This window comes from Pseudomonas sp. TMW22080 (genome assembly GCF_022496745.1).
Taxonomy (GTDB): Bacteria; Pseudomonadota; Gammaproteobacteria; order Pseudomonadales; family Pseudomonadaceae; genus Aquipseudomonas; species Aquipseudomonas bubulae.
This window is the reverse complement of record NZ_SCFF01000002.1, coordinates 180,963-204,856: the sequence shown is the minus strand read 5'-3', so window position 1 is coordinate 204,856 and position 23,894 is coordinate 180,963. Positions and strand designations below refer to the sequence as shown.

Here is a 23,894-nt window from a genome sequence, read left to right as displayed (position 1 = left end):
CACAGGTGAAGCGCTTCTTCTATATAAGCAAACAAACAGAACTGTTTGTGCGCATGTTGACCATTTGACTCAGGGACCCGGACATGGAACTGGTTGTAAAAAGCGTTAGCCCAGAAACGTTGAAAACGGCCACTCTGGTGGTCGCCATCGGCGAAGGCCGCAAGCTCGGCCCAACCGCCAAAGCCCTCGACGAACTCACCGGTGGCGCCATCAGCGCAGTCCTCAAGCGCGGCGACCTGGCCGGCAAAACCGGTCAAAGCCTGCTGTTGCACAGCTTGCCCAACCTCAAAGCCGAGCGCGTGCTGCTGCTGGGTACCGGCAAGGATGAAGAACTGGGCGATCGCCCGTTCCGCAAAATCATCAGCGGCGCACTGGGTGTACTCAAAGGCCTGGGCGGTAGCGATGCGGTGTTCGCACTGGACGAATTGGTGGTCAAGGGCCGCGACAGCTACAGCAAGACCCGCTTGCTGGCCGAAACCCTCGTAGACGGCGAATACACCTTCGACCGTTTCAAAAGCCAGAAGGCCGAACCCCGCGCCCTGAAAAAAATCACCCTGCTGACCATCAAGGCCGCGCAGGCTGAAGTGCAGCGCGCCGTGACCCACGCCCAGGCAATTGCCGCCGGCATGGCGTTCACCCGCGACCTGGGCAACCTGCCGCCGAACATCTGCCACCCGAGCTTCCTTGCCGAGCAGGCCAAGGACCTGGGCAAAGAGTTCAAAGGCCTGAAAGTCGAAATCCTTGACGAGAAAAAGATCAAGGATCTGGGCATGGGCGCGTTCTACGCTGTAGGCCAGGGCAGCGACCAGCCGCCTCGTCTGATCGTGATGAACTACGCCGGAGGCAAAAAATCCGAAAAACCGTACGTACTGGTAGGTAAAGGCATCACCTTCGACACCGGCGGCATCAGCCTCAAGCCGGGCGCCGGCATGGATGAAATGAAGTACGACATGGGTGGTGCTGCCAGCGTGTTCGGCACCCTGCGCGCCGTACTCGAGCTGAAACTGCCGATCAACCTGGTGTGCATTCTGGCCTGTGCTGAAAACATGCCTAGCGGCGGCGCGGCACGCCCGGGCGACATCGTGACGACCATGAGCGGCCAGACGGTCGAAATCCTCAACACCGACGCCGAAGGCCGTCTGGTGCTGTGTGACGCCCTGACCTACGCCGAGCGCTTCAAGCCACAGGCCGTGATCGACATCGCCACCCTGACCGGCGCCTGCATGGTTGCATTGGGCGCTCACACCTCGGGCCTGATGGGCAACAACGACGACCTGATCAACCAGTTGCTGGAAGCCGGCAAGCAAGCCGACGACCGTGCATGGCAACTGCCGCTGTTCGACGAGTACCAGGAACAACTGGACAGCCCGTTCGCCGACATGGCCAACATTGGCGGGCCTAAAGGCGGCGCCATCACTGCTGGCTGCTTCCTGTCGCGTTTTGCCAAGGCCTATAACTGGGCGCACCTGGACATCGCCGGCACGGCATGGGTCAGCGGCGGCAAGGACAAGGGCGCAAGTGGCCGCCCAGTGCCCCTGCTGACCCAGTACCTGCTGGATCGCGCCAACGCTTGAAGCTGACAATCGAAGACTGCGCCGCTTGAGGGCGGCGCAGTCCCGATTCAGGAATCGCAATGACCCCCGAAGCAAACCAAGAACTCACCAAGATCGACTTTTATATCCTGCCCAGCGCCGAACCCTCTGCGCGGCTGGATTTTGCCTGCAAACTCACCGAGAAGGCCTGGCGCCTGGGCCATCGCGTGTATCTGCATTGCTCTGACAGTGCCCAGCGCCAGGACCTGGATGAACGCCTGTGGCGCTTCAAGGGCGAAAGCTTCGTGCCCCACAGCAACACTGAAGACCAACCCGATGGCGTCGTGGTCATGGGCTGTACGGATGCACCCGCAAACCACCAGGACTTACTGATCAACCTGGACCTCAAAGTCCCCGACTTTTTCAAACGTTTCGCCCGCGTGGCCGAAGTGGTGGTCGAAGACCCCGCCGTGCGACAGGCTGCACGGGAGAGTTTCCGTTTCTACCGAGAACAGGGCTATCCTCTGCAGGACCACAAGTTACAACGACTCTGAGCACACGATGGACACCTCCAATTCGCCGCAAAAAGCTGCACACCTGCTTGATGATCTTGAGTCCATTCGCAAGCTGCTCGGCGATGAGGGGCTGCAACCGCCGCTGCTGACAGAGATGGTAGGTCGGCCCGACGAACAGATCCCGTTGCTCGACGAAGTTATCAGCGATGAACCAGAGCCGGAGCCGGTGCCCACGCAAATACCGCTGGTCGGCATCACCCCGGCGCCCGCGACGGAGAAAGCCCCTGACGCACTGCTTGCGCACCTGGACCGAGAGCTGCGCACTGCTGCCCAGGCCATCATGCAGGACGTGATCAACGACTTCGCCCCGCACATCGAAACCGAGATCAAGCGCCGCCTTGATGCCCACATGGAGCGTCTGCTCGCCCAACATCAAAGCTGACCCTGTGGGAGCGGGCTTGCTCGCGATTGCAGCACCTTAATGAAGCCGATGCACCGGGTTGCCCGTATCGCGAGCAAGCCCGCTCCCACAACAGCAATAGGTTCCCCGCGCAGTCCCACCCCGCTATACTTGCCGGCTTTCCTGAATTAATGCCAATAGGGTCCCGCCGCGCATGGATAAGACCTACCAGCCGCACGCCATTGAAACTTCCTGGTACAAAACCTGGGAAGAAGAGAATTATTTTGCCCCGCAAGGCGCGGGCGACCCGTACACCATCATGATTCCGCCGCCGAACGTCACCGGCAGCCTGCACATGGGGCACGGCTTCAACAACGCGATCATGGATGCCCTGATCCGTTTCCGTCGCATGCAGGGCCGCAACACCCTGTGGCAGCCGGGTACCGACCACGCCGGTATCGCCACCCAGATGCTGGTCGAGCGTCAGATCGAAGCACAAGGCCTGAACCGCCACGATTTGGGTCGTGAAAAATTCCTCGACAAGATCTGGGAATGGAAAGATCAGTCCGGCGGCAACATCAGCCGTCAGATCCGCCGCCTGGGTTCGTCCGTAGACTGGAGCCGCGAGCGCTTCACCATGGATGACGGCCTGTCTGAAGCCGTGAAGGAAGCCTTCGTGCGCCTCCACGAAGACGGCCTGATCTATCGTGGCAAGCGCCTGGTCAACTGGGACACCAAGCTGCACACGGCCATCTCCGACCTTGAAGTGGAAAACCACGACGAGAAAGGTTTCCTGTGGAACCTGCGCTACCCGCTGGCTGACGGCGCCAAGACCGCCGAAGGCCTGGACTACCTGGTGGTTGCTACCACCCGTCCGGAAACCATGCTGGGCGACGCAGCTGTTGCGGTAAACCCGGAAGACGAGCGCTACAAGGCCCTGATCGGCAAGTTTGTCGAGCTGCCGCTGGTTGGCCGCCGCATTCCGATCATCGCGGACGATTATTGCGATCCTGAATTCGGTACCGGTTGTGTGAAAATCACCCCGGCCCACGATTTCAACGACTACGAAGTCGGCAAGCGTCACAACCTGCCGCTGCTCAACATCTTCGATAAAAACGCCGCCGTGCTGCCTGCTGCCCAGGTGTTCAACCTCGATGGCACGCTGAACGAGTCCATCGACGGTACCCTGCCGGCCAAGTATGCAGGCCTGGACCGCTTCGAAGCGCGCAAGCAAATTGTCGCTGATTTCGACGAAGCCGGCCTGTTGCTCAGCGTCGATGATCACGCCCTGAAAGTGCCGAAAGGCGACCGTTCGGGCACCGTGATCGAACCGTGGCTGACTGACCAGTGGTACGTGTCGACCAAGCCTCTGGCAGAGCCTGCCATTGCTGCCGTGGAAGACGGGCGCATCGCGTTCGTGCCTAAACAGTACGAAAACATGTACTTCTCGTGGATGCGCGACATCCAGGACTGGTGCATCAGCCGTCAGCTGTGGTGGGGCCACCGCATTCCGGCCTGGTACGACGAGTCGGGCAAAGTCTATGTAGGCCGCGACGAGGCCGAAGTACGCGCCAAGAACAACCTGGGCCCGGACGTTGCCTTGCAACAGGACAACGACGTGCTCGACACCTGGTTCAGTTCGGGTCTGTGGACGTTCTCCACCCTCGGCTGGCCGGAAAAAACCGAAGCACTGAAAACCTTCCACTCCACTGACGTGCTGGTTACCGGTTTCGACATCATTTTCTTCTGGGTTGCCCGGATGATCATGCTCACCATGCATTTGGTGAAAAACGAAGACGGCACCCCGCAAGTTCCGTTCAAGACCGTGTATGTCCACGGCCTGGTCCGTGACGGTCAAGGCCAGAAGATGTCCAAGTCCAAGGGCAACGTCCTGGACCCGCTGGACATCATCGACGGCATCGAGCTCGAAGACCTGGTGGCCAAACGCACCACCGGCCTGATGCAGCCAAAACTGCTGAAGAAAATCGAGAAGCAGACCCGCGACGAATTCGCCGACGGCATCGCCAGCTACGGTACCGACGCCCTGCGCTTCACGTTCTGCTCGCTGGCGTCCACCGGCCGTGACATCAAGTTCGACATGGGCCGCGTCGAAGGCTATCGCAACTTCTGCAACAAGATCTGGAACGCCGCACGCTACGTGCTGGACAAGGGCGAAGACTGCGGCCAGAACGGCGAAGCCTACGAACTGTCGCTGGCTGACCGCTGGATCATCTCGCAGCTGCAGCGCACCGAAGCAGAAGTGACCCGTCACCTCGACCAGTTCCGTTTCGACCTCGCGGCGCAAGCGCTGTACGAGTTCATCTGGAACCAGTACTGCGACTGGTACCTGGAACTGTCCAAGCCTGTGCTGTGGGACGAAAACGCCCCGGTAGAACGTCAGCGCGGCACTCGCCGTACGCTGGTTCGGGTGCTGGAAGTGGCGTTGCGCCTGGCGCATCCGTTCATGCCATTCATCACCGAAGAAATCTGGCAGCGCATCGCGCCGCTGGCCGGTGCTGAAGGCAAGACCATCATGCTGCAACCGTGGCCGGTACCGAACGAAGCGCGCATCGACCAGGCCGCCGAAGACGATATCGAATGGCTCAAGGGCCTGATGCTGGGTATTCGCAACATCCGTGGCGAAATGAACATCGGCCCGGGCAAGCCTTTGCAGATCTACCTGAAAAACGTCAGCAGCGAAGATCAACGCCGTCTGGCCGAGAACGATGCCTTGCTCAAAAAGCTGGCTAAACTCGAAGCGATCACCGTGCTGCAAGAGGGCGCCGAAGCACCGCTGTCGGCTACCGCACTGGTAGGCGAGATGGAAGTGCTGGTGCCCATGGCCGGCCTGATCGACAAAGATGCAGAGTTGGCGCGTCTGGACAAGGAAATCCAGCGTCTGAACGGCGAAGTGGCCCGCGTAGGTGGAAAACTCTCTAACGCCGCGTTCGTTGACAAAGCTCCGGCCGAAGTCATCGAAAAAGAACGAACCAAGTTAGCCGAAGCCGAACAAGCCTTGAGCAAATTGGCCGAACAGCACGCGCGGATTTCCAGCCTGTAATAAAGCTGCGCACCTGATCGCGGGCAAGCCCTTAGCTCTGAAAGGAACTAAGGGCTTGCCCGCGATTGCTTTTGTGGAATGAATTGAACATGACAACCCCACGCACTTCCAAAGCCACACGCCACAAGCCCAAGGCTGTCAGCGACGCCAAGCCGGCTGAGCCACGGGTCAAGCCAAGCCTGCACCCACGTAACCGCCATCAGGGCCGCTACGACTTCCCGCAGCTGATTTCGGTCTGCCCTGAGCTGGCAGAGTTCGTGATCATCAACCCGTACGGCAAAGAAAGCATCGACTTCGCCAACCCGGATGCCGTGCGCGTATTCAACCGTGCGCTGCTCAAGGCGTTCTACGGTATCGCCCACTGGGACATTCCGGCTGACTACCTGTGCCCGCCTGTGCCCGGTCGCGCTGACTACGTGCACTTTCTGGCCGACCTGCTGGCCACCATGAACGATGGCGTCATCCCGCGTGGCCCGAGCGTGCGCGTGCTGGACATCGGTATGGGCGCAAACTGCGTTTACCCGCTGATTGGTCACAGCGAATACCGCTGGCAGTTCCTGGGCACCGAAGTTGACCCTACAGCCGTTAAAGCGGCCAAGGCGATCGTGCAGTCCAACGGCCTGAACAAAGCCATCAGCCTGCGCCTGCAACCCGATCAGAAGAAGATCTTGCTGGACGTCCTGGACAGCGCCGAGCGTTTTGACCTAAGCATGTGCAACCCGCCGTTTCATGCGTCCATCGATGAAGCAACGCGCGGCAGCGAGCGTAAATGGCGGGCACTGGGCAAAGCTGATCCCAAGCGCAAACTGCCTGTTCTGAACTTTGGCGGTCAAGCGGCCGAATTGTGGTGTGAAGGGGGCGAGCAGCGCTTTGTGACCCAACTGATTCGCGAAAGCGTGCAAGTGGGCCGTCAGGTGCTGTGGTTCAGCGTACTGGTGTCCAAGGCGTCCAACTTGCCGGCGATCCAGACCGCACTGAAAAAAGCCGGTGTGCGTGAAAGCCAGGTGGTCGACATGTCTCAGGGCAACAAGCAAAGCCGCTTTGTCGCCTGGACATTCCATGACAAAGAACAGCAACAGCTGTGGCGCGAGAAGAACTGGAAGTAATCTTGTAAATATGCAAAACCTCGTAGCAGCTGCCGAGCTGCGCGAGGCTGCGTTCGGCAGCTGCTACAAACTTTGCAGGCATAAAAAAGCTGCGCTTCGGAGTAATCCGAAGCGCGGCTTTTTTACAGCAGTCTTACTTGTTAACAGCGTCAGTCAGGCCTTTGGCCACAACGAGCTTGATAACTTTTTTGGCTGCGATTTCGATGGCTGCGCCAGTCGAAGGGTTACGGCCAGTACGGGCAGGACGCTCGGTCACTTTCAGTTTGCCAATACCTGGCAGAGTGATTTCGCCGCCATTTTCCAATTGATCAGCAACGATCTGGGCCAGTTGGTCCAGAGCGTTACGCGCGGTAGTTTTCGGCGCGTCGATAGCTTCAGCGATATCAGCGATCAGTTGGTCTTTAGTAATAGCCATTGAGATGTTCCTTCCCTATCAAATTCATTTGGTTTGCAGAGTGCAATGTCAGCCATCGAGCCAGATCTCAAGGGTCTGGCACACCCGCCAGCTTTCACGACGAATCGCGGATGTAGATAGCTAAAACGGGGTTTGGTTCGACCTGACACATGCTGAATGCACGCTTTACGCCGTTTCCGAGCGCAAGACCGGGCAAAACTAGCACAGAGACAGTTAAATATCCGCCTCTACCTGGGCTTTTGGTCAGCTTTATGGCCTTAAAACGGTAAAAAAACCGTCCAGGGCGCCCTCAAGCCCCCCAAACCCCGACCCGAGGCTCAGGTGCGGTACACTTGGCGCCTTTGCGGGGTGTGCACCCTGCCCTCTCATTACACACCGAGAAGCCCATGCCGATCCGTCATTGCATCGTCCACTTGATTGACAAAAAACCCGACGGTACGCCCGCAGTTCTCCACGCCCGTGACTCTGAACTGGCCGGGTCTCAAGCCATCGAGAACATGCTCGCTGACCTCAACGAAAGCTATAACGCCAAGCAAGGTAAAGCCTGGGGGTTTTTCCATGCCGAGTCCGGCGCGCATCCGTTCAGCGGCTGGCTCAAGGAATACCTCGATGGCGGTAAAGACTTCACGGCGTTCAGCCGCGTCGCCGTCGAGCATCTGCAAAAACTGATGGAAGAGTCCAACCTTTCCGTTGGCGGCCACGTGCTGTTCGCCCATTACCAGCAAGGCATGACCGACTACCTGGCCATCGCCCTGCTGCACCACAGCGACGGCGTTGCCGTGACCTCGGAGCTGGACGTGACGCCTTCGCGCCATCTGGACCTTGGCCAGCTGCACCTGGCCGCACGGATCAACATTTCCGAGTGGCAGAACAACAAGCAGTCCAAGCAATACATTTCGTTTATCAAAGGTAAAAACGGCAAGAAGGTTTCGGAGTACTTCCGCGACTTTATCGGCTGCCAGGAAGGTGTCGATGGCCCGGGCGAAACCCGTACCCTGCTCAAGGCCTTCAGTGACTTCGTAGAAAGCGAAGACTTGCCGGAAGAGTCCGCCCGGGAAAAAACCAAGACCCTGGTCGATTACGCCAGCAGTCAGGCAAAAATCGGCGAACCCATGGGCCTGGAAGAGTTGTCCGAGTTGATCGACGAAGAACGCCCCAAGGCTTTCTACGATCATATCCGTAACAAGGATTACGGCCTGTCCCCCGAAATTCCTGCTGACAAGCGCACCCTGAACCAGTTCCGTCGCTTCACCGGGCGCGCTGAGGGGCTCTCTATCAGCTTTGAGGCACACCTGTTGGGTTCCAAGGTCGAGTTCGACGAAGAAGCCGGTACGCTGGTGATCAAGGGCTTGCCGACCCAACTGCTCGATCAGCTCAAGCGCAGCAAGTAATGCTCAACGGTATCTTGAAGAAAGTCCTGTTTGTTCTGGTGGTAGTGGTCATCTTTCAGAACTGGGGCAAGATCGAGCGCGTGCTCAACCCTTCGGGTGTCGTCAGTGAGCAAACCCGGGCCAGCGCCCGGGTGGTGTTGTACTCCACCGAGTGGTGCGGCTACTGCAAGGCCACTCGGCGGTTCCTGGATGAGAAAGGCATACCGTTCAAGGAATTCGATATCGACAAGGATGCCAGTGCCCGCCAGGCTTACGAGGCGCTGGGCGGGCGCGGCATTCCGATACTGGATGTAAACGGCACGCTGATTCGCGACTTCAAGCCCGATGCGATATTGGCGGCACTGAAATAAGCCGGGAACAACTGTTCAATTTCTGTGGGAGCGGGCTTGCTCGCGATGCAGGCGCTGCGGTCAGCCAGACAAACCGCAGAGATACCATCGCGGGCAAGCCCGCTCCCACAGGAAAATCACTCCAGCTTCTGACTTTGCACCAGACACTCCTTGGCACTCTTCCTGAGCTTCTTGATCAATCGCTCCTGGCGCAATGCCTCACCCTTGTCCGGCCAGGATTCGACATACACCAGCGCCACTGCCGGGCTTGAAGCGAAAAAACGCGCGCCCTTGCCCGTTTGATGCTTGGCAAAACGGCGCACCGGGTCATCGCTGATACCGCAATACAAAGAGCCATTAGCGGCCCGCACAAGGTACACAAACCAGGGTTTCTCGACCACTTTCAGCGGCTGCCCTGAAAGGCCTTGAGCCCTTTTTGCGCCTGCGCCCGAATGGCGTTTTGTACCAGCGGTGTCCACCCCAGCAACAGGCCCTTGGTGCCCAGTGCCTGACGCGACCAGCGCCACAGATCGAAATGGTCGTGATGCTCGCAAATCTTGCCATCACGAAACACAAACCGTGCCTGGATATCATTGACCACCGTGGCGCCGGTCTGGCCAAACACATAGGTCGCCACCCAGTGCGCGCTGCCATGCTGGCCGTCAGCCTGAACCTGATCGAAGGTGAGGCTGAAATCCTTGGCCCGCAAGGTCAGCATGCGCCACATGTCAGCGGCGTTGTGGCCACGCAGCTCGCCAAACACAGGGTCGCTGAACACCACGTCAGTGGTGTAACAGTCAGCCATTGCCTCGGCATCAAGCCGCTGGAAGGCCTGGTAGAAACGAGTGATCAATGCTTGGTGGTCTTGGCTCATGGCAGGGTCCGTACAGGTCTGGAATCAGAGCACGATAATCTGCCATGAACAGAAACACTATGGGCCTCAGACTTTCTCGCTTTGTACATTCACATACAGTGAACGGCCGGCGCCAAGCCCGGCGACGATGGCCCCCAGACCGATGACTGCAAATATCCAGCCCACGGCACTCCAGCCACCCGTCACTTCATGCACCACGCCCACCGCCAGCGGCCCCATCGATGCCACGGTGTAACCAATGCCCTGGGCCATGCCCGACAGATTGGCGGCGACATGGGCATCGCGCGAGCGCAGCACGATCATGGTCAAGGCCAGGCTGAATGTGCCGCCCTGCCCCAGGCCCAGCACAATCGCCCAGCCCCACAAGCCCTCGATAGGCGCATAAAGGCAACCAAACAGCCCGGCCAGGGTCATGCCCATAACCAGCACGATTGCCAGCCGCTGGTCTTTACCCCGCGTGGCCAGCCACGGTGCCGTCAGCGCCGTGATCAATTGCACGATAACCGAGCCGGACATCACCAGCCCCGCCTGGGTAGGCGTCAGGCCGCGACCAATCAGGATTGACGGCAACCAGCCAAAAACAATGTAGGACAACGAGGATTGCAGCCCCATATAGAGCGTCACTTGCCAGGCCAACGGGTCACGCAACAAGCCACGCACGCGGTAAGCAACGTTGTGCGTGCCCTGACGCTTGCCCACCTGTGGCAGCCAGAAAACAACCGCAAGCAATGCGGGCAAGGCCCAGAAGCCAAGCCCCATTGCCCAGCTCTGCCCCAGTGACTCGCTAAGGGGCACCGTGGCCCCCGCCGCCAGTGCCGCACCCAGGCACAGGGCCATGGTGTAAACACCGGTCATGGTTCCGGCATGCCCGGCGAAATCACGCTTGATGATGCCCGGCAACAACACACCGATGACGCCGATACTGGCCCCCGCCAGAATGCTCCCGGCAAACAGCCCCACTTCGCCCAGGCAACTGCGCAGAACGATCCCGCCGCCCAGCGTCAGCAAAATCCCCAGCACTACCCGCTCGGTACCAAATCGCCGCGCCAGGATTGGCGCCAGGGGCGCGAACAGCCCCAGGCACAGCACGGGCAACGTGGTCAACAGGCCAGCCTGCGCCGCAGACAAGCCCAGTCTGTCAGACACCTCACCCAGTAACGGCGCCATGCTCGACAGCGCGGGACGCAGGTTCAAAGCCACCAGCACCAGCCCCAGAAGCAATAACCACGGACGCAAGACAACAGGCGCAGTGTGCTGAACCTGCTCGTCGTCAATTTCAGCGTCGATCAGCAATTCTTCCAGTTCATCGAGATGACGAACGGGCTCGACGCTGGCATTGGAAATTGACGAAGGGTGGCTCATGGCGTGCTCCGGCTCAAGGTTCATTGATCAACGTCCGGCACAGCGCCATGGCCCGTTGCGGGTTTTGTTGTTCTACGGCTTCCAGTAAATCAACGTGCAGGTCGAACACCACTTGACGACGCGGATGGACGTCCATGGTCTTGCGCAAATGATTGGTCAAGACGCTTGAGGTAAAGCGGTAGAGCTCGCTCAGGGCCGGGTTGTGGGCGGCATCAATCAGTCGTTGGTGAAACACCAGGTCACAGCAAATATAGGTATCGAGTTCACCGTGATAGTGCTGGCCACTGGCGTCCAGCGCCTGATGCAGCAGGCGCAAGTCCTCGTCCGTGCGGCGCAGGGCGGCCAGGCCAGCGGCTTCAACCTCAATGATGTGACGCATCTCCCGGCCCTGCTCCAGAGAGCAGGATGACAGCGCGCGCAGCGTGTCCATCGGGTCGACACGGCTGCGCAAGTAGCTGCCATCGCCCTGGCGAATCTCTATCAGCCCGGCAAATGCCAGCACGCGCATGGCTTCACGCACAGTGTTACGACTGATGTTCAATTGCGTAGCCAGCTCGGGCTCGGTTGGCAAACGCTGACCCACCTCCCAGGTACCGTTGTTTATTCGCGCACGCAGTTGCTCCAGAGCCTGGTCGACCAGCGAGCGTTTGATGATGGGAGAAGCGTCTGTCATTTAATTCGCCTTTTCATCCAATCATAGGATGAATTTTCCGACATGTTACTCAGACACCTCCATACGAGCAATCAACTACAGATTAAAAGCCCCCTAAAAAACCTTGTTCACCCTTGAACAAAAAACCCTTTAAGGGTACTTTTGATTGCATCGAGGCTGCCTCTTATGGAAAAGAAAACACCTCACTACAACCTCCAGTGCATTCAAGCCGATGTACAACGGCTTGGCGCTGTCGCCTTTACCAAAAGCGCATTGGATGGTGGACGAAGCCTGGGCCTGGTCCTCGCACAAATGCAGAGGGTCATTACCTCGTTGGAGCGCAGTGCGCTGTACAAATCGATGTCGACCCACGCCGACCACAAGGTCTGGCAGGACGTATATCACGCACAGGCCTACGGTTTGGCCATCTCTATCAAGGTGACGTATCGCCCCTGCGGAGGGCCGCCGGTCATCGCTTTCAAGGAGAAAACATCATGAGCAAAAATGACTGCTGCACCTGCGGCGCCGCCAATGCCATGCAAGCGTTCAAGGGCCGCAGCTTCAATGTGAACTTCAAGCAATTGAACCGGGTGGTGCACGGCCTGGACGGGCACGAATGCACCGAGTGCGCCGAGATCGAATTTGATGCACCCAGCGCAGAGCTATATGCCCAGGCTGGCGACGAACTGGTAGAAGATGCCAAACGGGTTATGGCGGAAGAAATGAAGCGTATCCGCCGCAAGCTTCACTTCACCCAAAAAAATGCCGTGCAGTTGCTGTCGGGGGGTGGCCACAATGCGTTCAGTCGTTATGAACGGGCCGAGGTGGAGCCACCAAAACCCTTGTTTGTGTTGATGCGACTGCTCGATCGCCACCCCGAACTGGTCCGCGAATTACAAGCCATCAACGAGTGTGCAGACATCAATGCGCTGCTGGTGCAAAAACAGCAGCAGCGCGAAAACTGACACCTTTGGTTTTCTAGCCGCTGACGAGCGCAGCGAGGCTACGATCATCAGCGGCTACAAGTCCCGATCAATGCAAAATCTGATTCAGGAACAGTTTGGTCCGGTCATTTTGCGGGTTGTCGAAGAAGTCATTCGGGGCGGCCTCCTCCACGATTTCGCCCTTGTCCATAAAGATCACCCGGTTGGCCACGGTGCGCGCAAAGCCCATTTCGTGGGTTACGCAGAGCATCGTCATGCCGTCTTCCGCCAGGCCGATCATGGTGTCCAGCACCTCTTTGACCATCTCCGGGTCAAGTGCTGAAGTCGGTTCGTCAAACAGCATGATCTTGGGCTTCATGCACAGCGCCCGGGCAATTGCCACACGTTGCTGCTGACCACCCGACAACTGCCCCGGGAACTTGTGCGCCTGCTCCGGAATACGCACCCGTTCCAGATAATGCATGGCAATTTCTTCGGCCTGACGCCGGGGCATCTTGCGCACCCACATCGGCGCCAGCGTGCAGTTCTGCAGAATGGTCAGGTGCGGGAACAGGTTGAAGTGCTGGAACACCATGCCCACTTCACGCCGCACCGTCTCGATTTGCTTGATGTCGTTGGTCAGCTCTACACCGTCGACCACGATGCGTCCCTGCTGGTGCTCTTCGAGGCGATTGAGGCAACGGATGGTGGTTGACTTGCCGGAGCCCGAAGGCCCGCACAAGACGATACGCTCGCCCGGCTGTACGTTGAGGTTGATGTCCTTTAGCACATGGAACTGGCCGTACCACTTGTTGACGCCCAGCATCTGAATAATGCCTTCAGAGCTTGCTGGCTTTTTGATTGTTTCACTCATCTTGCAATACTCCTAACGCTTGTGGCCAGTGTCCAGCTTGTGCTCCAGATGCATGGAGTAGCGGGACATACCAAAACAGAAAATCCAGAACACCAAGGCGGCAAACACATAGCCTTCAGTGGCCATACCCAGCCATTTCGGGTCGGCGGCGGCTTGTTTGACGCTATTGAGCAGGTCGAACAGACCGATGATGATCACCAGGCTGGTGTCCTTGAACAGGGCAATAAAGGTGTTGACGATGCCGGGGATCACCAGCTTCAGGGCTTGCGGCAAAATCACCAGGCCCATGCTGCGCCAGTAGCCCAGGCCCATGGCCGCAGCCGCCTCGTACTGACCCTTGGGGATGGCTTGCAGACCGCCACGCACCACTTCCGCCACATAAGCCGACTGAAACAGGATTACGCCGATCAAGGCCCGCAGTAATTTGTCGAAGTTCATGCCCTCGGGCAGAAACAGCGGCAGCATCACCGAAGACATAAACAGCACGGTAATCAGCGGAACGCCGCGCCAAAACTCGATAAAAGTCACGCACACCACGCGAATGGCCGGCATGTCCGAGCGGCGGCCCAGGGCCAGCAAAATCCCCAGTGGCAAGGCGCCGGCAATACCTACCGTGGCAATCACCAGCGTGAGCATCAGGCCGCCCCACTGGCTGGTAGCCACGTTAGTCAGGCCCAGATAGCCGCCGTGGAGCAAGGTAAACGCCAGGATGGGGTACACCACCAAAAAGCCCAGCCCGTAGATAGCCTTGTGCTTGAAGCGCGAGATAAACAACGGCGCCGCACCCACCACGGCCAGCCATACCGTCAGGTCAACCCGCCAGCGCAGCCCGGTCGGGTAATAGCCATACATAAACTGGCCAAAACGCTGCTGGATAAACACCCAGCAAGCGCCCTCTTTGGTGCAATCAGCTTGCGTGCTGCCTACCCAATTGGCATCGAAAATCGTCCAGCTCAGCAGCGGCGGCACGATCAGCCAGACCAGATAAAAGGCAAACAGGGTCAGCAAGGTGTTGAGCCAGCTGGAAAACAGATTTGCCCGCGCCCAGGCGACAATACCGATGCGGTTGCCAGGCGGCGGCATGTCGGGTTTGAAAACATGAGTCGTCATAGTCCAGTCCTCATCGCTCGATCAGCGCAATGCGCGTGTTGTACCAATTCATCAGCAGCGAAATGCTGATGCTGATGGCCAGGTACACGCTCATGGTGATGGCAATGACTTCAATCGCTTGCCCGGTCTGGTTGAGGACCGTGCCGGCAAACAGTGAAACCATTTCCGGATAACCGATGCCCGCCGCCAGCGACGAGTTTTTCACCAGGTTCAGGTATTGGCTGGTCAAAGGCGGGATGATCACCCGCAGCGCTTGCGGGATGATTACCTTGCGCAGCGTCGGCCCCGGGCGCAGCCCCAGCGAGCGGGCGGCTTCGGTCTGACCGTGACTGACGGATTTGATCCCCGACCGTACGATTTCGGCAATAAAGGCCGCGGTGTACACCGTCAACGCAATGGTCAGCGCCAACAGTTCCGGGATCAGCACCCAGCCACCGACAAAGTTGAAGCCCTTGAGCTGTGGCATCTCCCAGTGCACCGGGGTACCGAACAGCAACACGCACAGGCCAGGAATCGCCAGCAGCAAGAACAGCCCGACCCAGAACTTGTGAAATGGCTCGCCGGTGTCTTCAAAGCGCTTGTTGGCCCGACGGACCATCAGCACCACGGCCACGATAGCCAGCACCACACTGGCCACAAACGGCCAGAAGGCATCCGTACCCACTGCGGCCGGCATGTTCAGGCCACGGCTGCTCATATAGAAGGTGTTGGCAAAGTTATGGCTGTTGCGTGGCCCTGGCATGGTCAGGAAGACCGCGAAGTACCAGAACAGGATTTGCAGCAATGGCGGGATATTGCGAAAGATCTCCACATACACCGTTGCCAGCTTGCTGATCATCCAGTTCGACGACAGGCGTGCCACGCCGATGATAAACCCCAGGATCGTCGCCAGGACGATACCGATCACGGACACCAGCAAGGTGTTGAGCAACCCGATCAGAAAGACCCGCGCATAACTGTCGGACTCGGTGTAATCAATCAAATGCTGCGCAATGCCAAACCCGGCACTGCGCTCCAGAAAGTCAAAACCCGAAGTAATGCCGCGATGTTGCAGGTTGGTCTGGGTATTGTTGAACAGATACCAGCCCATAAGGACCACCAGCGCGACGGTGACGATCTGAAATAACCACGCACGCACACGTGGATCGCCGAGGCTGAGCCTGGGCTTGGGTGCGCCGACTTTAATTTGCATGAAGTGCCCCTAACAATGGATCAGACAACATCACCCGGCAGTTGGCCTGCCGGATGAAAGGGCTATCAGCGCACAGGGGGTGCGTATTGAATGCCGCCGTTATTCCACAGAGCGTTCAGCCCGCGGTCGATGGCCAGAGGCGTGTTTTTACCGAGGTTTTTCTCGAAGACTTCACCGTAGTTACCCACCTGGCTGACAATCTGCACCACCCAGTCTTTTGGCAGTTTCAGGTCTTTGCCGTATTCGCCGTCAGCACCCAGCAAGCGGGCGACATCCGGGTTTTTGGTGGATTTGGCTTCAGCCACAACGTTTTTCGAGGTGATGCCGGCTTCTTCAGCATTGAGCATGGCGAACAGGGTCCACTTCACAATGCTGAACCAGTCTTCGTCGCCCTTGCGCACGACAGGCCCCAGAGGCTCCTTGGAGATGGTTTCAGGCAATACGACATAGTCGCTCGGGTTGGCCAGCTTGCTACGCTGTGCGTACAACTGGGACTTGTCGGAGGTCAACACGTCGCAACGGCCGCTTTCCAGAGACTTGGCGCTTTCATCAGAGGTGTCGAAGGTGATCGGGGTGTACTTGAGGTTATTGGCGCGGAAGTAATCCGACACATTCAGCTCGGTAGTCGTGCCGGCCTGGATACAGATGGTTGCACCGTCCAGTTCCTTGGCACTTTTTACCCCCAGCTTGTTGTTGACCAAAAAGCCGACGCCGTCGTAATAGGTCACGCCCGCGAACACCATGCCCATGCCCGCATCACGGGAACTGGTCCAGGTGGTATTGCGCGACAACACATCGACTTCGCCCGATTGCAGCGCGGTGAAACGCTCCTTGGCGTTCAACTGGCTGAACTTGACCTTGGTAGCATCGCCAAACACTGCGGCGGCCACTGCACGACAGACATCCGCATCGATCCCCATGATCTTGCCGTCTTTATCCGGTACCGAAAAGCCCGGTAAACCGTCACTCACGCCACATTGCACAAAACCTTTCTTCTTGACACTGTCCAGGGTCCCGCCTGCGTGGGCAAAACCGCTGGCACTGAGTAACACGATGGCTGCTGTGGCCAAAGCCAGGGTGGATTTCAATTGCTTCATTCAAACCTCCAGTGCTGCTTTTTTGTGTTTGAACAAGGCCCGCCGCCCCCTTGTGAGGCACTGTTGACCCATGTTGGCTTTTTATTGGGTCAAGCGGCATAAGCCTTGAGCGATGGGTGCATCGCACGAACCGTCAAACTGAAGCGCTCACTTGAGCTGTTGAATTCCTTGTCTAACTCCAACCTCGGGATTTTTGCAGCCCCCCCTGTTAGTGTTACCGTCCAAAGGGGGCGCATTCACGCCACTGTCCACATAGCAAGGCGCGTACCACTCTTGGCCCCTAAGTAAGTTCAGTAGGTAATGCAGGAAAAAACGTTCAAGCACGCGACATATTCTGTAATCCTTAGTCGATCAAGCACACTTGTAGCGCACCCGATTTGCGCACATGCACAACGATGGAGCAGCCATGACCCAACCCCTGATCATCCAGCCTCAAAAAACCGCAGACGCCTGTGTTATCTGGCTCCACGGTCTGGGTGCCGACCGTTATGACTTCATGCCGGTGGCTGAGATCCTGCAACAGTCGTTGCTGACCACGCGCTTTGTATTGCCGCAGGCTCCAACCCGCGCCGTGACCATCAATGGCGGCTATGCCATGCCTAGCTGGTACGACATCAAGGCCATGAGTCCTGCCCGCTCGATCAGTGAAGAAGAGCTCGAAGAGTCGGCCGAAATGGTCATTGCCTTGATCGAAGCCCAGCGCCAGAGCGGTATCGACGCCAGCCGGATTTTTCTGGCCGGGTTTTCACAAGGTGGCGCCGTGGTTTTCCATACCGCTTATTTGAAATGGCAGGGCCCACTGGGTGGCGTTATTGCCCTTTCAACCTATGCGCCAACCTTCAACGAAGGCCTGCCATTGTCGGCCAGCCAGCAGCGAATCCCGGCTTTGTGCCTGCACGGGCAGTACGATGATGTAGTCCAAAACGCTATGGGTCGTACGGCTTATGAGCATTTGAAAGCCGCAGGTGTGTCCGTTACATGGCAGGAGTACCCAATGGGCCATGAAGTGTTACCAGAGGAAATAAGCGATATCGGTACCTGGCTGACGAAACATCTGAGCTAAAACCGAAACATCCCGTCGTTCACTACACGCCGAGCGCCCGACTTGCATTACACTGCCCGGCGTATACTCCTTAACCAACTGATGAGATGACCGTGCTCAAAGCACTTAAAAAAATATTCGGTAAAAGCGAGGCTGAGCCGCTCGCGCCAGCTTCCGTTACACCTCCAGGCAACGCCAGAGCGCGAACCGACGCGCAACAACCTGGCCGTTCTGCTCCTGTTCCAGCCCCTGAGCCGGTGAACACTCCCGACGCACAATCCGCTGCTGAACAACCGCGTATCGAAAAACCCAAAATTGCCAAGCCACGGCGTGAGGCGGCCCCCAAGCCACCGGTCATTCCCTGGAAACTCGAAGACTTCGCCGTCGAGCCACAAGAAGGCAAAGTCCGCTTTCACGATTTCAAGCTCGCCCCCGAGCTGATGCACGCCATCCAGGACCTTGGTTTTCCGTACTGCACGCCGATCCAGGCAGGCGTACTGGGCTATACCCTGAGCGGGCGTGACGCCATTGGCCGTGCCCAGACCGGTACGGGCAAGACGGCTGCGTTCCTGATCTCGATCATTAGCCAGTTGACCCAGACGCCGCCGCCAAAAGAGCGTTACATGGGCGAACCACGCGCTCTGATCATCGCGCCGACCCGTGAGCTGGTGGTGCAGATAGCCAAGGACGCGGCCGACCTGACCAAGTACACCGACCTCAATGTCATGACATTCGTGGGCGGCATGGACTTCGACAAGCAACTCAAGCAGCTTGAAGCCCGCCATTGCGACATTCTGGTGGCCACACCGGGCCGTCTGCTGGACTTCAACCAGCGCGGCGAAGTGCATCTGGACATGGTCGAAGTGATGGTGCTCGACGAAGCCGACCGCATGCTGGACATGGGCTTCATCCCGCAAGTACGCCAGATCATTCGTCAAACGCCACCAAAAGCCGAACGTCAGACGCTGCTGTTCTCCGCGACCTTTACCGAGGACGTGATGAACCTGGCCAAGCAATGGACCACAGACCCTGCCATCGTCGAGATCGAAGCGGTCAACGTCGCCAGTGACATGGTTGAGCAGCACGTCTATGCCGTCGCCGGTGCCGACAAGTACAAGCTGTTGTTCAACCTGGTCAACGACAATGGCTGGGAACGGGTGATCGTATTTGCCAACCGCAAGGACGAAGTGCGCCGCATCGAAGAGCGCCTGGTACGTGACGGTATCAACGCGGCGCAACTGTCGGGGGATGTACCGCAGCACAAACGTATCAAGACCCTGGAAGGCTTCCGCGAAGGCAAGATCCGCGTGCTGGTAGCTACCGACGTTGCAGGTCGTGGCATCCACATTGATGGCATCAGCCACGTGATCAACTTCACCCTGCCTGAAGTGCCGGACGACTATGTACACCGTATTGGCCGTACCGGCCGTGCTGGCGCCAGCGGTGTATCGATCAGTTTTGCCGGTGAAGACGACTCGTACCAGTTGCCGTCTATCGAAGCCCTGCTAGGTCGTAAAATCAGCTGCGAAACGCCGCCAGCCGAGCTGCTGCGCCCTGTCGTACGCGCTGTGCGCAAGCCGCAGGACCCGACTGCAACGGCCTGATACGCAAATCTGTAGCCGCTGCCGAGGCACCAGGCTGCGATGGGCTGCGAAGCGGCCCCGCTTTTTGAAGGGCCTGCGGCCCTTATCGCAGCCTGCGGCAGCGGCTACAGGGCTTGATTACTTCCAGCGCTGCGCCGCCACTTCATCGCTCACCCGCCCCTCCACCCATCGCGGGCCTGAGGGGGTCTGTTCTTTTTTCCAGAACGGGGCGCGGGTTTTCAGATAATCCATCACAAAACTGCAGGCATCGAAAGCGGCCTGACGGTGAGCACTGGCTACGCCAACAAACACAATCGGCTCTCCCGGCTCCAGCAGGCCAATACGGTGCAGCACTTCAAGCTTGAGCAGCGGCCAGCGCTGCGCAGCTTCATCAATAATTTTGCCCAGGGCTTTCTCGGTCATGCCCGGATAATGCTCCAGGAACATCCCCGCCACGTCACGGCCGTCATTGAAGTCGCGCACATAACCGACAAAACTCACCACTGCGCCCACGCCCAGATTCGCGGCATGCAGTGCATTGACTTCAGCGCCAGGATCAAAGGCCGCCGCTTGCACCCGAATCGCCATGTTCAGCCTCCGGTCACGGGCGGAAAAAATGCCACTTCGTCGCCGTCCGCCAGGGGTTCGGCGAGCTTGCACAGCTCTTCATTGCGCGCACACATCAGGTTGGGCTCGGCCAGCACCTGCCAGGCACCACCGCGTTGCGTCAGGTGCGCGCGCAACTGCTCAATGGAGACGAACCCGCCCTCCACTGCCTCACTATCCAGCCCCAGAACCTCGCGATAGCGGGCAAAGAAAACCACTTTGAGCTTCATGACGCATCCGCCTGAAAGTGCCCGCTCTTGCCGCCGAGCTTTTCCAGTACGCGCACACCTTCGATGGTCATGCCGCGATCGACCGCCTTGCACATGTCGTAAATAGTCAGGGCTGCAACGCTGGCGGCGGTCAGGGCTTCCATTTCGACGCCGGTCTGCCCGGACAGCTTGCAGCGCGCCACGATCAATACCGCGTCGCTGCCTTGGGCACTGAGCTCAACCTTGACGCTGGTGAGCATCAACGGATGGCACAAAGGGATCAGGTCCGAGGTTTTCTTCGCCGCCTGGATCCCGGCAATCCGCGCCACGGCAAACACATCACCCTTGGGGTGACCGCCACTGATGATCATGTCCAGGGTTTCAGGGCGCATGCGCACCACCGCTTGTGCCACAGCCTCACGGGAGGTCACCGCTTTGTCGGTGACATCGACCATGTTGGCGCGGCCTTGGGAATCTAAGTGAGTCAGCACAGGGGGTACTCCAGAGAGGAGTATCGATTGTAAACCCGAGGGTCAGCTTAAGGCCATCGACCCCGCGAATACCGCGCATCAGAACATGGAATTGGCCGCCCGCAGGCAATCGCCGTACAAAGGTCGAAACTTTGGAGTCATACCTATGCCACTTTTTATTGCCATTGCCCTGAGCCTGCTGGCGGGTGCTGCGGTGCCCCTGCAAGCGGGCAGTAACGCTCGATTGGGCGTGGTGCTGGGCCATCCCTTTTGGGCCACCGTGATCTCATTACTGATCAGCGGCCTGGCGATTGCGCTGGTAATGCTGATTGTCAAAGTGCCCCGCCCCAATCTCGCGGCCCTGCTCACCGGCCCCTGGTGGATCTGGCTCGGCGGGCTGGCCGGGGTGTTTTACATCACCGTGGCGCTGATCAGCGTGCCGCGCCTGGGGGCGCTGAACTTCATCATGGCGGTGGTGGTGGGCCAGTTGATCAGTTCACTGCTGATCGATTACTTCGGCTTGCTGGGTTTGCCAAGAAACACCCCCAGCCTGCAAAAACTGCTCGGGGTCAGCGTGGTGCTGGCAGGTTTTGTCATCGCTTCACGCGGCTGAAGGCGCACTCACTTGCCTGACCAGATCCCGCAGCCAGCGATGAGCCGGGTCTTCGTTGAAACGCTGATGCCAGACCTGCACATAGTTGAACGGCGCTATCGTCATGGGAGGCGGCAGTGCCACCAGGTTGTCGCCGAATGACAGATTGTCCAGGGTACGGGTGGCCACAGTAAGAATCAGGTCGGTGTCGGTAATCATCCCCGGTGCCGTGCCCCAGTGCGGCACATTGACCGCAACCCGGCGCTGCAACCCCCGGGCGTGCAACACGTTATCGACCTCACCCTGGGTATTGCCATCCGTCGACACCAGCAGGTGCGGGCGCGCCAGATAGCTGTCCAGATCGAGCACGCCATTGTCCGGGAGCGAACGACGATTGAGCAGGCAGGTAAAGGTTTCTTCAAACAATACATCGCTGCAGATATCTGCTGGCATCGTGGGGAAAACCCCAACGGCCAGATCGATCTTGCCCTGCTCGATCTGCTCCAGCATGCCCAGGCGGCTGTCCTGGATGATCACCAGCGAAGTGTCCGGTGCTTGCTCGCGCAGCAGCACCAGCAGTTTTGGCAACACGATGGTCGCGCCGTAATCGGACATGGCCAGGCGAAAGGTGCGCTGTGATTCTGCCGGCACAAAGTCGATGGACTGACCGAGCAGCGTTTCGACCTGTCCCAGGATGGCCTTGAGCGGCGCCTGGAGATTTTGCGCCATCACGCTCAGCACCACCTCGTTGCCCTGACGGATCAGCAACGGGTCATCAAGCAGCACCCTGAGTTTGTTCAGTGAGTGGCTGATGGCGGGCTGGCTCAAATGCAAACGAACACCGGTGCGGGTTACGTGTTTTTCCGTGAGCAGCGCATCGAGCACCACCAGCAGATTCAAATCGATATTACGCAGTAACACCTGACGCTCCTGTCTTGGCCAACTCCAGGGCAACGCTGCATGATCCATGCGCGCAACCGCCGTCAGCTTACATGAAGCCAAAACGCCAGTGGGAGCGGGCTTGCTCGCGATGAAAGTGGCGCGGTGTATCTGGGATACCGCGTCATCTTCATCGCGAGCAAGCCCGCTCCTACCTTCAGGCAGTTACAAATGTGACTCGGCGTATTCCGCCAGAATCGAGCGAGGCACCCCTTGCAGGGCTATATGCACACCGTTGGGGAAGTCTTTGAAACGCTCCGTCAGGTAGGTCAGCCCCGAACTGGTGGCCGACAGGTAGGGGGTATCGATCTGTGCCAGGTTACCCAGGCATACCACTTTGGAACCGGCACCGGCACGGGTAATGATGGTTTTCATCTGGTGCGGTGTCAGGTTCTGGCACTCATCGATCAGGATCAGGCTCTGCTGGAAACTGCGACCGCGGATGTAGTTCAGGGATTTGAACTGCAACGGCACCTTGCTCAGAATGTAGTCGACGCTGCCGTGGGTATTTTCATCATCCATGTGCAGAGCTTCGAGGTTGTCAGTAATGGCACCCAGCCAAGGCTCCATTTTTTCGGCTTCGGTGCCCGGCAAGAAGCCGATTTCCTGGTCCAGGCCCTGCACGCTGCGGGTACAGATAATCCGCCGGTAGCGTTTGCTGACCATGGTTTGTTCAATCGCTGCCGCCAGCGCAAGGATGGTCTTGCCCGATCCCGCCGCACCCGACAGGTTGACCAGGTGAATGTCCGGGTCGAGCAAAGCAAACAGCGCCAGCCCCTGGTAAATATCCCGCGGTTTGAGGCCCCAGGCTTCCTGGTGCAGCAGCGGTTCCTGATGCATGTCGAGGATCAGCAACTGATCCTTGCGCACCTCCTTGATCCAGCCGACAAAGCCCTGCTCATCAATGATGAATTCATTGATATGCACCGCCGGCAGGTTTTCGTTCATTTGCACCTGATGCCAGGTACGGCCATGCCCCTGGCGGGTTTCGACCTTGTTGACGCGGTCCCAGAACGAACCGGTCATGGTGTGATAGCCGCGCGAGAGCATCGACACGTCGTCAACCAGCTGGTCGGTACTGTAATCCTCGGACTCGATCCCGCAAGCCCGGGCCTTTAGGCGCATGTTGATGTCTTTGGTGACCAGCACCACGCGCAATTGCGGCTCACGCGCGTGCAAGTCGATCAACTGGTTGATGATGATGTTGTCGTTGAGGTTTTCGGGCAGCAACGCGTTGGGCTCGCGGCGCTTGCTCATCATGATCGACAGGAAGCCCTTAGGTGCGCCTTTGCCGCGCTGGATCGGCACACCTTTTTCGACGTCATCGGGGGTGGCAACCCCCAGCAACTGGTCAATGAGGCGAATGGCCTGACGGCACTCGGCTGCCACCAGTAATTTGCCGGTTTTGAGCTTGTCGAGCTCTTCGAGCACCGTCATCGGGATCGCGACGTGGTGTTCCTCGAAGTTAAGCATTGCGTTTGGATCGTGAATCAGAACATTGGTATCGAGTACATAAAGGATTGGCTGGTTGGAAGAAGGAGTGCGTCCGTGATCATCCATACTCGGTCACCTTTGTGGGAGCCATTCGACGCAATACCGCAACAGTGCTGCGCCTCGAAG

The 23,894-nt window shown here is 58.5% G+C and carries 26 protein-coding genes; 12 read left to right on the top strand and 14 right to left on the bottom strand.

The window, feature by feature from the left end:
- Window positions 1–83 precede the first annotated feature (83 nt).
- The 5 genes from EQV96_RS07360 (at window position 84) to rlmF (ending at window position 6,614) form a co-directional block, all read left to right on the top strand.
- Window positions 84–1,574, top strand: coding sequence for a leucyl aminopeptidase (locus tag EQV96_RS07360; RefSeq protein ID WP_095001230.1), 1,491 nt, complete (start codon window positions 84–86; stop codon window positions 1,572–1,574).
- A gap of 59 nt (window positions 1,575–1,633) precedes the next feature.
- Entirely contained in the window at window positions 1,634–2,086 is a 453-nt protein-coding gene (locus EQV96_RS07355) for a DNA polymerase III subunit chi (RefSeq protein ID WP_095024904.1), read from the top strand.
- A 7-nt stretch (window positions 2,087–2,093) separates the two neighbouring features.
- Entirely contained in the window at window positions 2,094–2,489 is a 396-nt protein-coding gene (locus tag EQV96_RS07350) for a DNA polymerase III subunit chi (protein WP_095001228.1), read from the top strand.
- Window positions 2,490–2,661: 172 nt separating this feature from the next.
- Window positions 2,662–5,508, top strand: coding sequence for a valine--tRNA ligase (locus EQV96_RS07345; protein WP_240881678.1), 2,847 nt, complete (start codon window positions 2,662–2,664; stop codon window positions 5,506–5,508).
- Window positions 5,509–5,597: 89 nt separating this feature from the next.
- Window positions 5,598–6,614 (top strand): 23S rRNA (adenine(1618)-N(6))-methyltransferase RlmF, encoded by a 1,017-nt coding sequence (rlmF, locus tag EQV96_RS07340; RefSeq protein WP_095001226.1) that lies wholly within the window; start codon window positions 5,598–5,600, stop codon window positions 6,612–6,614.
- 133 nt (window positions 6,615–6,747) lie between these two features.
- On the opposite strand, the gene EQV96_RS07335 is transcribed toward rlmF, so the two are convergent.
- The gene (locus EQV96_RS07335; RefSeq protein WP_003440137.1) at window positions 6,748–7,029 is read right to left on the bottom strand and encodes an HU family DNA-binding protein; all 282 of its coding nucleotides are present in this window, start codon (window positions 7,027–7,029) and stop codon (window positions 6,748–6,750) included.
- Window positions 7,030–7,415: 386 nt separating this feature from the next.
- On the opposite strand from EQV96_RS07335, the gene yejK reads away from it, so the two are divergent.
- Window positions 7,416–8,420, top strand: a complete 1,005-nt coding sequence (yejK, locus tag EQV96_RS07330; protein ID WP_095001225.1) for a nucleoid-associated protein YejK — start codon at window positions 7,416–7,418, stop codon at window positions 8,418–8,420.
- Window positions 8,420–8,770 (top strand): glutaredoxin family protein, encoded by a 351-nt coding sequence (locus EQV96_RS07325; RefSeq protein ID WP_016781886.1) that lies wholly within the window; start codon window positions 8,420–8,422, stop codon window positions 8,768–8,770. The genes yejK and EQV96_RS07325 overlap by 1 nt, the downstream gene beginning before the upstream one ends.
- A gap of 116 nt (window positions 8,771–8,886) precedes the next feature.
- Here EQV96_RS07325 and EQV96_RS07320 read toward each other — a convergent pair whose 3' ends face one another.
- From EQV96_RS07320 to EQV96_RS07305, 4 genes are all read right to left on the bottom strand, one after another.
- A complete protein-coding gene (locus tag EQV96_RS07320; RefSeq protein WP_232527635.1) occupies window positions 8,887–9,150 on the bottom strand; it encodes a GIY-YIG nuclease family protein in 264 nt (87 codons plus the stop codon).
- A 2-nt stretch (window positions 9,151–9,152) separates the two neighbouring features.
- Window positions 9,153–9,623, bottom strand: a complete 471-nt coding sequence (locus EQV96_RS07315; RefSeq protein ID WP_095018208.1) for a nuclear transport factor 2 family protein — start codon at window positions 9,621–9,623, stop codon at window positions 9,153–9,155.
- Window positions 9,624–9,689: 66 nt separating this feature from the next.
- Window positions 9,690–11,009 carry a CynX/NimT family MFS transporter gene (locus tag EQV96_RS07310; RefSeq protein WP_095018209.1) on the bottom strand — a complete coding sequence of 440 codons (1,320 nt, stop codon included), beginning with the start codon at window positions 11,007–11,009 and terminating at the stop codon, window positions 9,690–9,692.
- Window positions 10,999–11,658, bottom strand: coding sequence for a FadR/GntR family transcriptional regulator (locus tag EQV96_RS07305; RefSeq protein WP_095001222.1), 660 nt, complete (start codon window positions 11,656–11,658; stop codon window positions 10,999–11,001). Before EQV96_RS07305 ends, EQV96_RS07310 begins: the two co-directional genes overlap by 11 nt.
- 165 nt (window positions 11,659–11,823) lie before the next feature.
- Here EQV96_RS07305 and EQV96_RS07300 point away from each other — a divergent pair, with 165 nt between their 5' ends.
- Window positions 11,824–12,135: a type II toxin-antitoxin system MqsR family toxin gene (locus EQV96_RS07300; RefSeq protein ID WP_095023048.1), complete on the top strand. Its 312-nt coding sequence runs from the start codon at window positions 11,824–11,826 to the stop codon at window positions 12,133–12,135.
- Window positions 12,132–12,602: a type II toxin-antitoxin system MqsA family antitoxin gene (locus EQV96_RS07295; RefSeq protein ID WP_095001220.1), complete on the top strand. Its 471-nt coding sequence runs from the start codon at window positions 12,132–12,134 to the stop codon at window positions 12,600–12,602. The genes EQV96_RS07300 and EQV96_RS07295 overlap by 4 nt, the downstream gene beginning before the upstream one ends.
- A 67-nt stretch (window positions 12,603–12,669) precedes the next feature.
- Here EQV96_RS07295 and EQV96_RS07290 read toward each other — a convergent pair whose 3' ends face one another.
- The 4 genes from EQV96_RS07290 to EQV96_RS07275 all read right to left on the bottom strand — a co-directional run bounded on the left by EQV96_RS07290 (window position 12,670) and on the right by EQV96_RS07275 (window position 16,833).
- Window positions 12,670–13,434 carry an amino acid ABC transporter ATP-binding protein gene (locus EQV96_RS07290; protein WP_095001219.1) on the bottom strand — a complete coding sequence of 255 codons (765 nt, stop codon included), beginning with the start codon at window positions 13,432–13,434 and terminating at the stop codon, window positions 12,670–12,672.
- Between the two features lie 12 nt (window positions 13,435–13,446).
- A complete protein-coding gene (locus EQV96_RS07285) occupies window positions 13,447–14,544 on the bottom strand; it encodes an amino acid ABC transporter permease (protein WP_095023049.1) in 1,098 nt (365 codons plus the stop codon).
- A gap of 10 nt (window positions 14,545–14,554) precedes the next feature.
- The gene (locus tag EQV96_RS07280; RefSeq protein ID WP_095024906.1) at window positions 14,555–15,736 is read right to left on the bottom strand and encodes an amino acid ABC transporter permease; all 1,182 of its coding nucleotides are present in this window, start codon (window positions 15,734–15,736) and stop codon (window positions 14,555–14,557) included.
- Between the two features lie 65 nt (window positions 15,737–15,801).
- On the bottom strand, window positions 15,802–16,833 hold the full coding sequence (locus EQV96_RS07275) for an amino acid ABC transporter substrate-binding protein (RefSeq protein ID WP_240881675.1): 1,032 nt from the start codon (window positions 16,831–16,833) through the stop codon (window positions 15,802–15,804).
- Window positions 16,834–17,239: 406 nt separating this feature from the next.
- On the opposite strand from EQV96_RS07275, the gene EQV96_RS07270 reads away from it, so the two are divergent.
- Entirely contained in the window at window positions 17,240–17,896 is a 657-nt protein-coding gene (locus EQV96_RS07270) for an alpha/beta fold hydrolase (protein ID WP_240881673.1), read from the top strand.
- Window positions 17,897–17,982: 86 nt separating this feature from the next.
- Complete coding sequence (rhlB, locus tag EQV96_RS07265) at window positions 17,983–19,479, top strand: ATP-dependent RNA helicase RhlB (protein ID WP_095001214.1); 1,497 nt, start codon at window positions 17,983–17,985, stop codon at window positions 19,477–19,479.
- Window positions 19,480–19,596: 117 nt separating this feature from the next.
- On the opposite strand, the gene moaE is transcribed toward rhlB, so the two are convergent.
- From moaE to moaC, 3 genes are read right to left on the bottom strand one after another with little or no spacing between them, the layout of a single operon-like run.
- A complete protein-coding gene (gene moaE / locus EQV96_RS07260; protein ID WP_095001213.1) occupies window positions 19,597–20,046 on the bottom strand; it encodes a molybdopterin synthase catalytic subunit MoaE in 450 nt (149 codons plus the stop codon).
- A 2-nt stretch (window positions 20,047–20,048) separates the two neighbouring features.
- Window positions 20,049–20,294, bottom strand: a complete 246-nt coding sequence (locus EQV96_RS07255) for a MoaD/ThiS family protein (protein ID WP_095001212.1) — start codon at window positions 20,292–20,294, stop codon at window positions 20,049–20,051.
- Window positions 20,291–20,764, bottom strand: coding sequence for a cyclic pyranopterin monophosphate synthase MoaC (moaC, locus tag EQV96_RS07250; RefSeq protein ID WP_095001211.1), 474 nt, complete (start codon window positions 20,762–20,764; stop codon window positions 20,291–20,293). Before moaC ends, EQV96_RS07255 begins: the two co-directional genes overlap by 4 nt.
- A gap of 145 nt (window positions 20,765–20,909) precedes the next feature.
- Between moaC and EQV96_RS07245 the strand changes: the two genes are divergently transcribed.
- On the top strand, window positions 20,910–21,356 hold the full coding sequence (locus EQV96_RS07245; RefSeq protein ID WP_095001210.1) for a DMT family transporter: 447 nt from the start codon (window positions 20,910–20,912) through the stop codon (window positions 21,354–21,356).
- On the opposite strand, the gene EQV96_RS07240 is transcribed toward EQV96_RS07245, so the two are convergent.
- Together EQV96_RS07240 and EQV96_RS07235 are read right to left on the bottom strand one after the other, a co-directional pair.
- Entirely contained in the window at window positions 21,345–22,256 is a 912-nt protein-coding gene (locus EQV96_RS07240; RefSeq protein ID WP_095001209.1) for a LysR substrate-binding domain-containing protein, read from the bottom strand. The two genes, EQV96_RS07245 and EQV96_RS07240, sit on opposite strands and share 12 nt — an antisense overlap.
- Window positions 22,257–22,439: 183 nt before the next feature.
- Window positions 22,440–23,834 carry a PhoH family protein gene (locus EQV96_RS07235; protein ID WP_095001208.1) on the bottom strand — a complete coding sequence of 465 codons (1,395 nt, stop codon included), beginning with the start codon at window positions 23,832–23,834 and terminating at the stop codon, window positions 22,440–22,442.
- Window positions 23,835–23,894: the final 60 nt, after the last annotated feature.

Bases quoted from the DNA above. Each gene is read 5' to 3' on its own strand.
- EQV96_RS07300 (WP_095023048.1), top strand. From the start codon at position 11,824: ATGGAAAAGAAAACACCTCACTACAACCTCCAGTGCATTCAAGCCGAT.
- EQV96_RS07290 (WP_095001219.1), bottom strand. From the start codon at position 13,434: ATGAGTGAAACAATCAAAAAGCCAGCAAGCTCTGAAGGCATTATTCAG.
- EQV96_RS07275 (WP_240881675.1), bottom strand. From the start codon at position 16,833: ATGAAGCAATTGAAATCCACCCTGGCTTTGGCCACAGCAGCCATCGTG.
- EQV96_RS07245 (WP_095001210.1), top strand. From the start codon at position 20,910: ATGCCACTTTTTATTGCCATTGCCCTGAGCCTGCTGGCGGGTGCTGCG.
- EQV96_RS07280 (WP_095024906.1), bottom strand. From the start codon at position 15,736: ATGCAAATTAAAGTCGGCGCACCCAAGCCCAGGCTCAGCCTCGGCGAT.
- yejK (WP_095001225.1), top strand. From the start codon at position 7,416: ATGCCGATCCGTCATTGCATCGTCCACTTGATTGACAAAAAACCCGAC.
- EQV96_RS07350 (WP_095001228.1), top strand. From the start codon at position 2,094: ATGGACACCTCCAATTCGCCGCAAAAAGCTGCACACCTGCTTGATGAT.
- EQV96_RS07335 (WP_003440137.1), bottom strand. From the start codon at position 7,029: ATGGCTATTACTAAAGACCAACTGATCGCTGATATCGCTGAAGCTATC.
- EQV96_RS07305 (WP_095001222.1), bottom strand. From the start codon at position 11,658: ATGACAGACGCTTCTCCCATCATCAAACGCTCGCTGGTCGACCAGGCT.
- EQV96_RS07310 (WP_095018209.1), bottom strand. From the start codon at position 11,009: ATGAACCTTGAGCCGGAGCACGCCATGAGCCACCCTTCGTCAATTTCC.
- EQV96_RS07285 (WP_095023049.1), bottom strand. From the start codon at position 14,544: ATGACGACTCATGTTTTCAAACCCGACATGCCGCCGCCTGGCAACCGC.
- EQV96_RS07345 (WP_240881678.1), top strand. From the start codon at position 2,662: ATGGATAAGACCTACCAGCCGCACGCCATTGAAACTTCCTGGTACAAA.
- EQV96_RS07255 (WP_095001212.1), bottom strand. From the start codon at position 20,294: ATGAAGCTCAAAGTGGTTTTCTTTGCCCGCTATCGCGAGGTTCTGGGG.
- EQV96_RS07360 (WP_095001230.1), top strand. From the start codon at position 84: ATGGAACTGGTTGTAAAAAGCGTTAGCCCAGAAACGTTGAAAACGGCC.
- moaE (WP_095001213.1), bottom strand. From the start codon at position 20,046: ATGGCGATTCGGGTGCAAGCGGCGGCCTTTGATCCTGGCGCTGAAGTC.
- EQV96_RS07295 (WP_095001220.1), top strand. From the start codon at position 12,132: ATGAGCAAAAATGACTGCTGCACCTGCGGCGCCGCCAATGCCATGCAA.
- rlmF (WP_095001226.1), top strand. From the start codon at position 5,598: ATGACAACCCCACGCACTTCCAAAGCCACACGCCACAAGCCCAAGGCT.
- EQV96_RS07325 (WP_016781886.1), top strand. From the start codon at position 8,420: ATGCTCAACGGTATCTTGAAGAAAGTCCTGTTTGTTCTGGTGGTAGTG.
- EQV96_RS07270 (WP_240881673.1), top strand. From the start codon at position 17,240: ATGACCCAACCCCTGATCATCCAGCCTCAAAAAACCGCAGACGCCTGT.
- EQV96_RS07355 (WP_095024904.1), top strand. From the start codon at position 1,634: ATGACCCCCGAAGCAAACCAAGAACTCACCAAGATCGACTTTTATATC.
- rhlB (WP_095001214.1), top strand. From the start codon at position 17,983: ATGACCGTGCTCAAAGCACTTAAAAAAATATTCGGTAAAAGCGAGGCT.
- EQV96_RS07235 (WP_095001208.1), bottom strand. From the start codon at position 23,834: ATGGATGATCACGGACGCACTCCTTCTTCCAACCAGCCAATCCTTTAT.
- EQV96_RS07315 (WP_095018208.1), bottom strand. From the start codon at position 9,623: ATGAGCCAAGACCACCAAGCATTGATCACTCGTTTCTACCAGGCCTTC.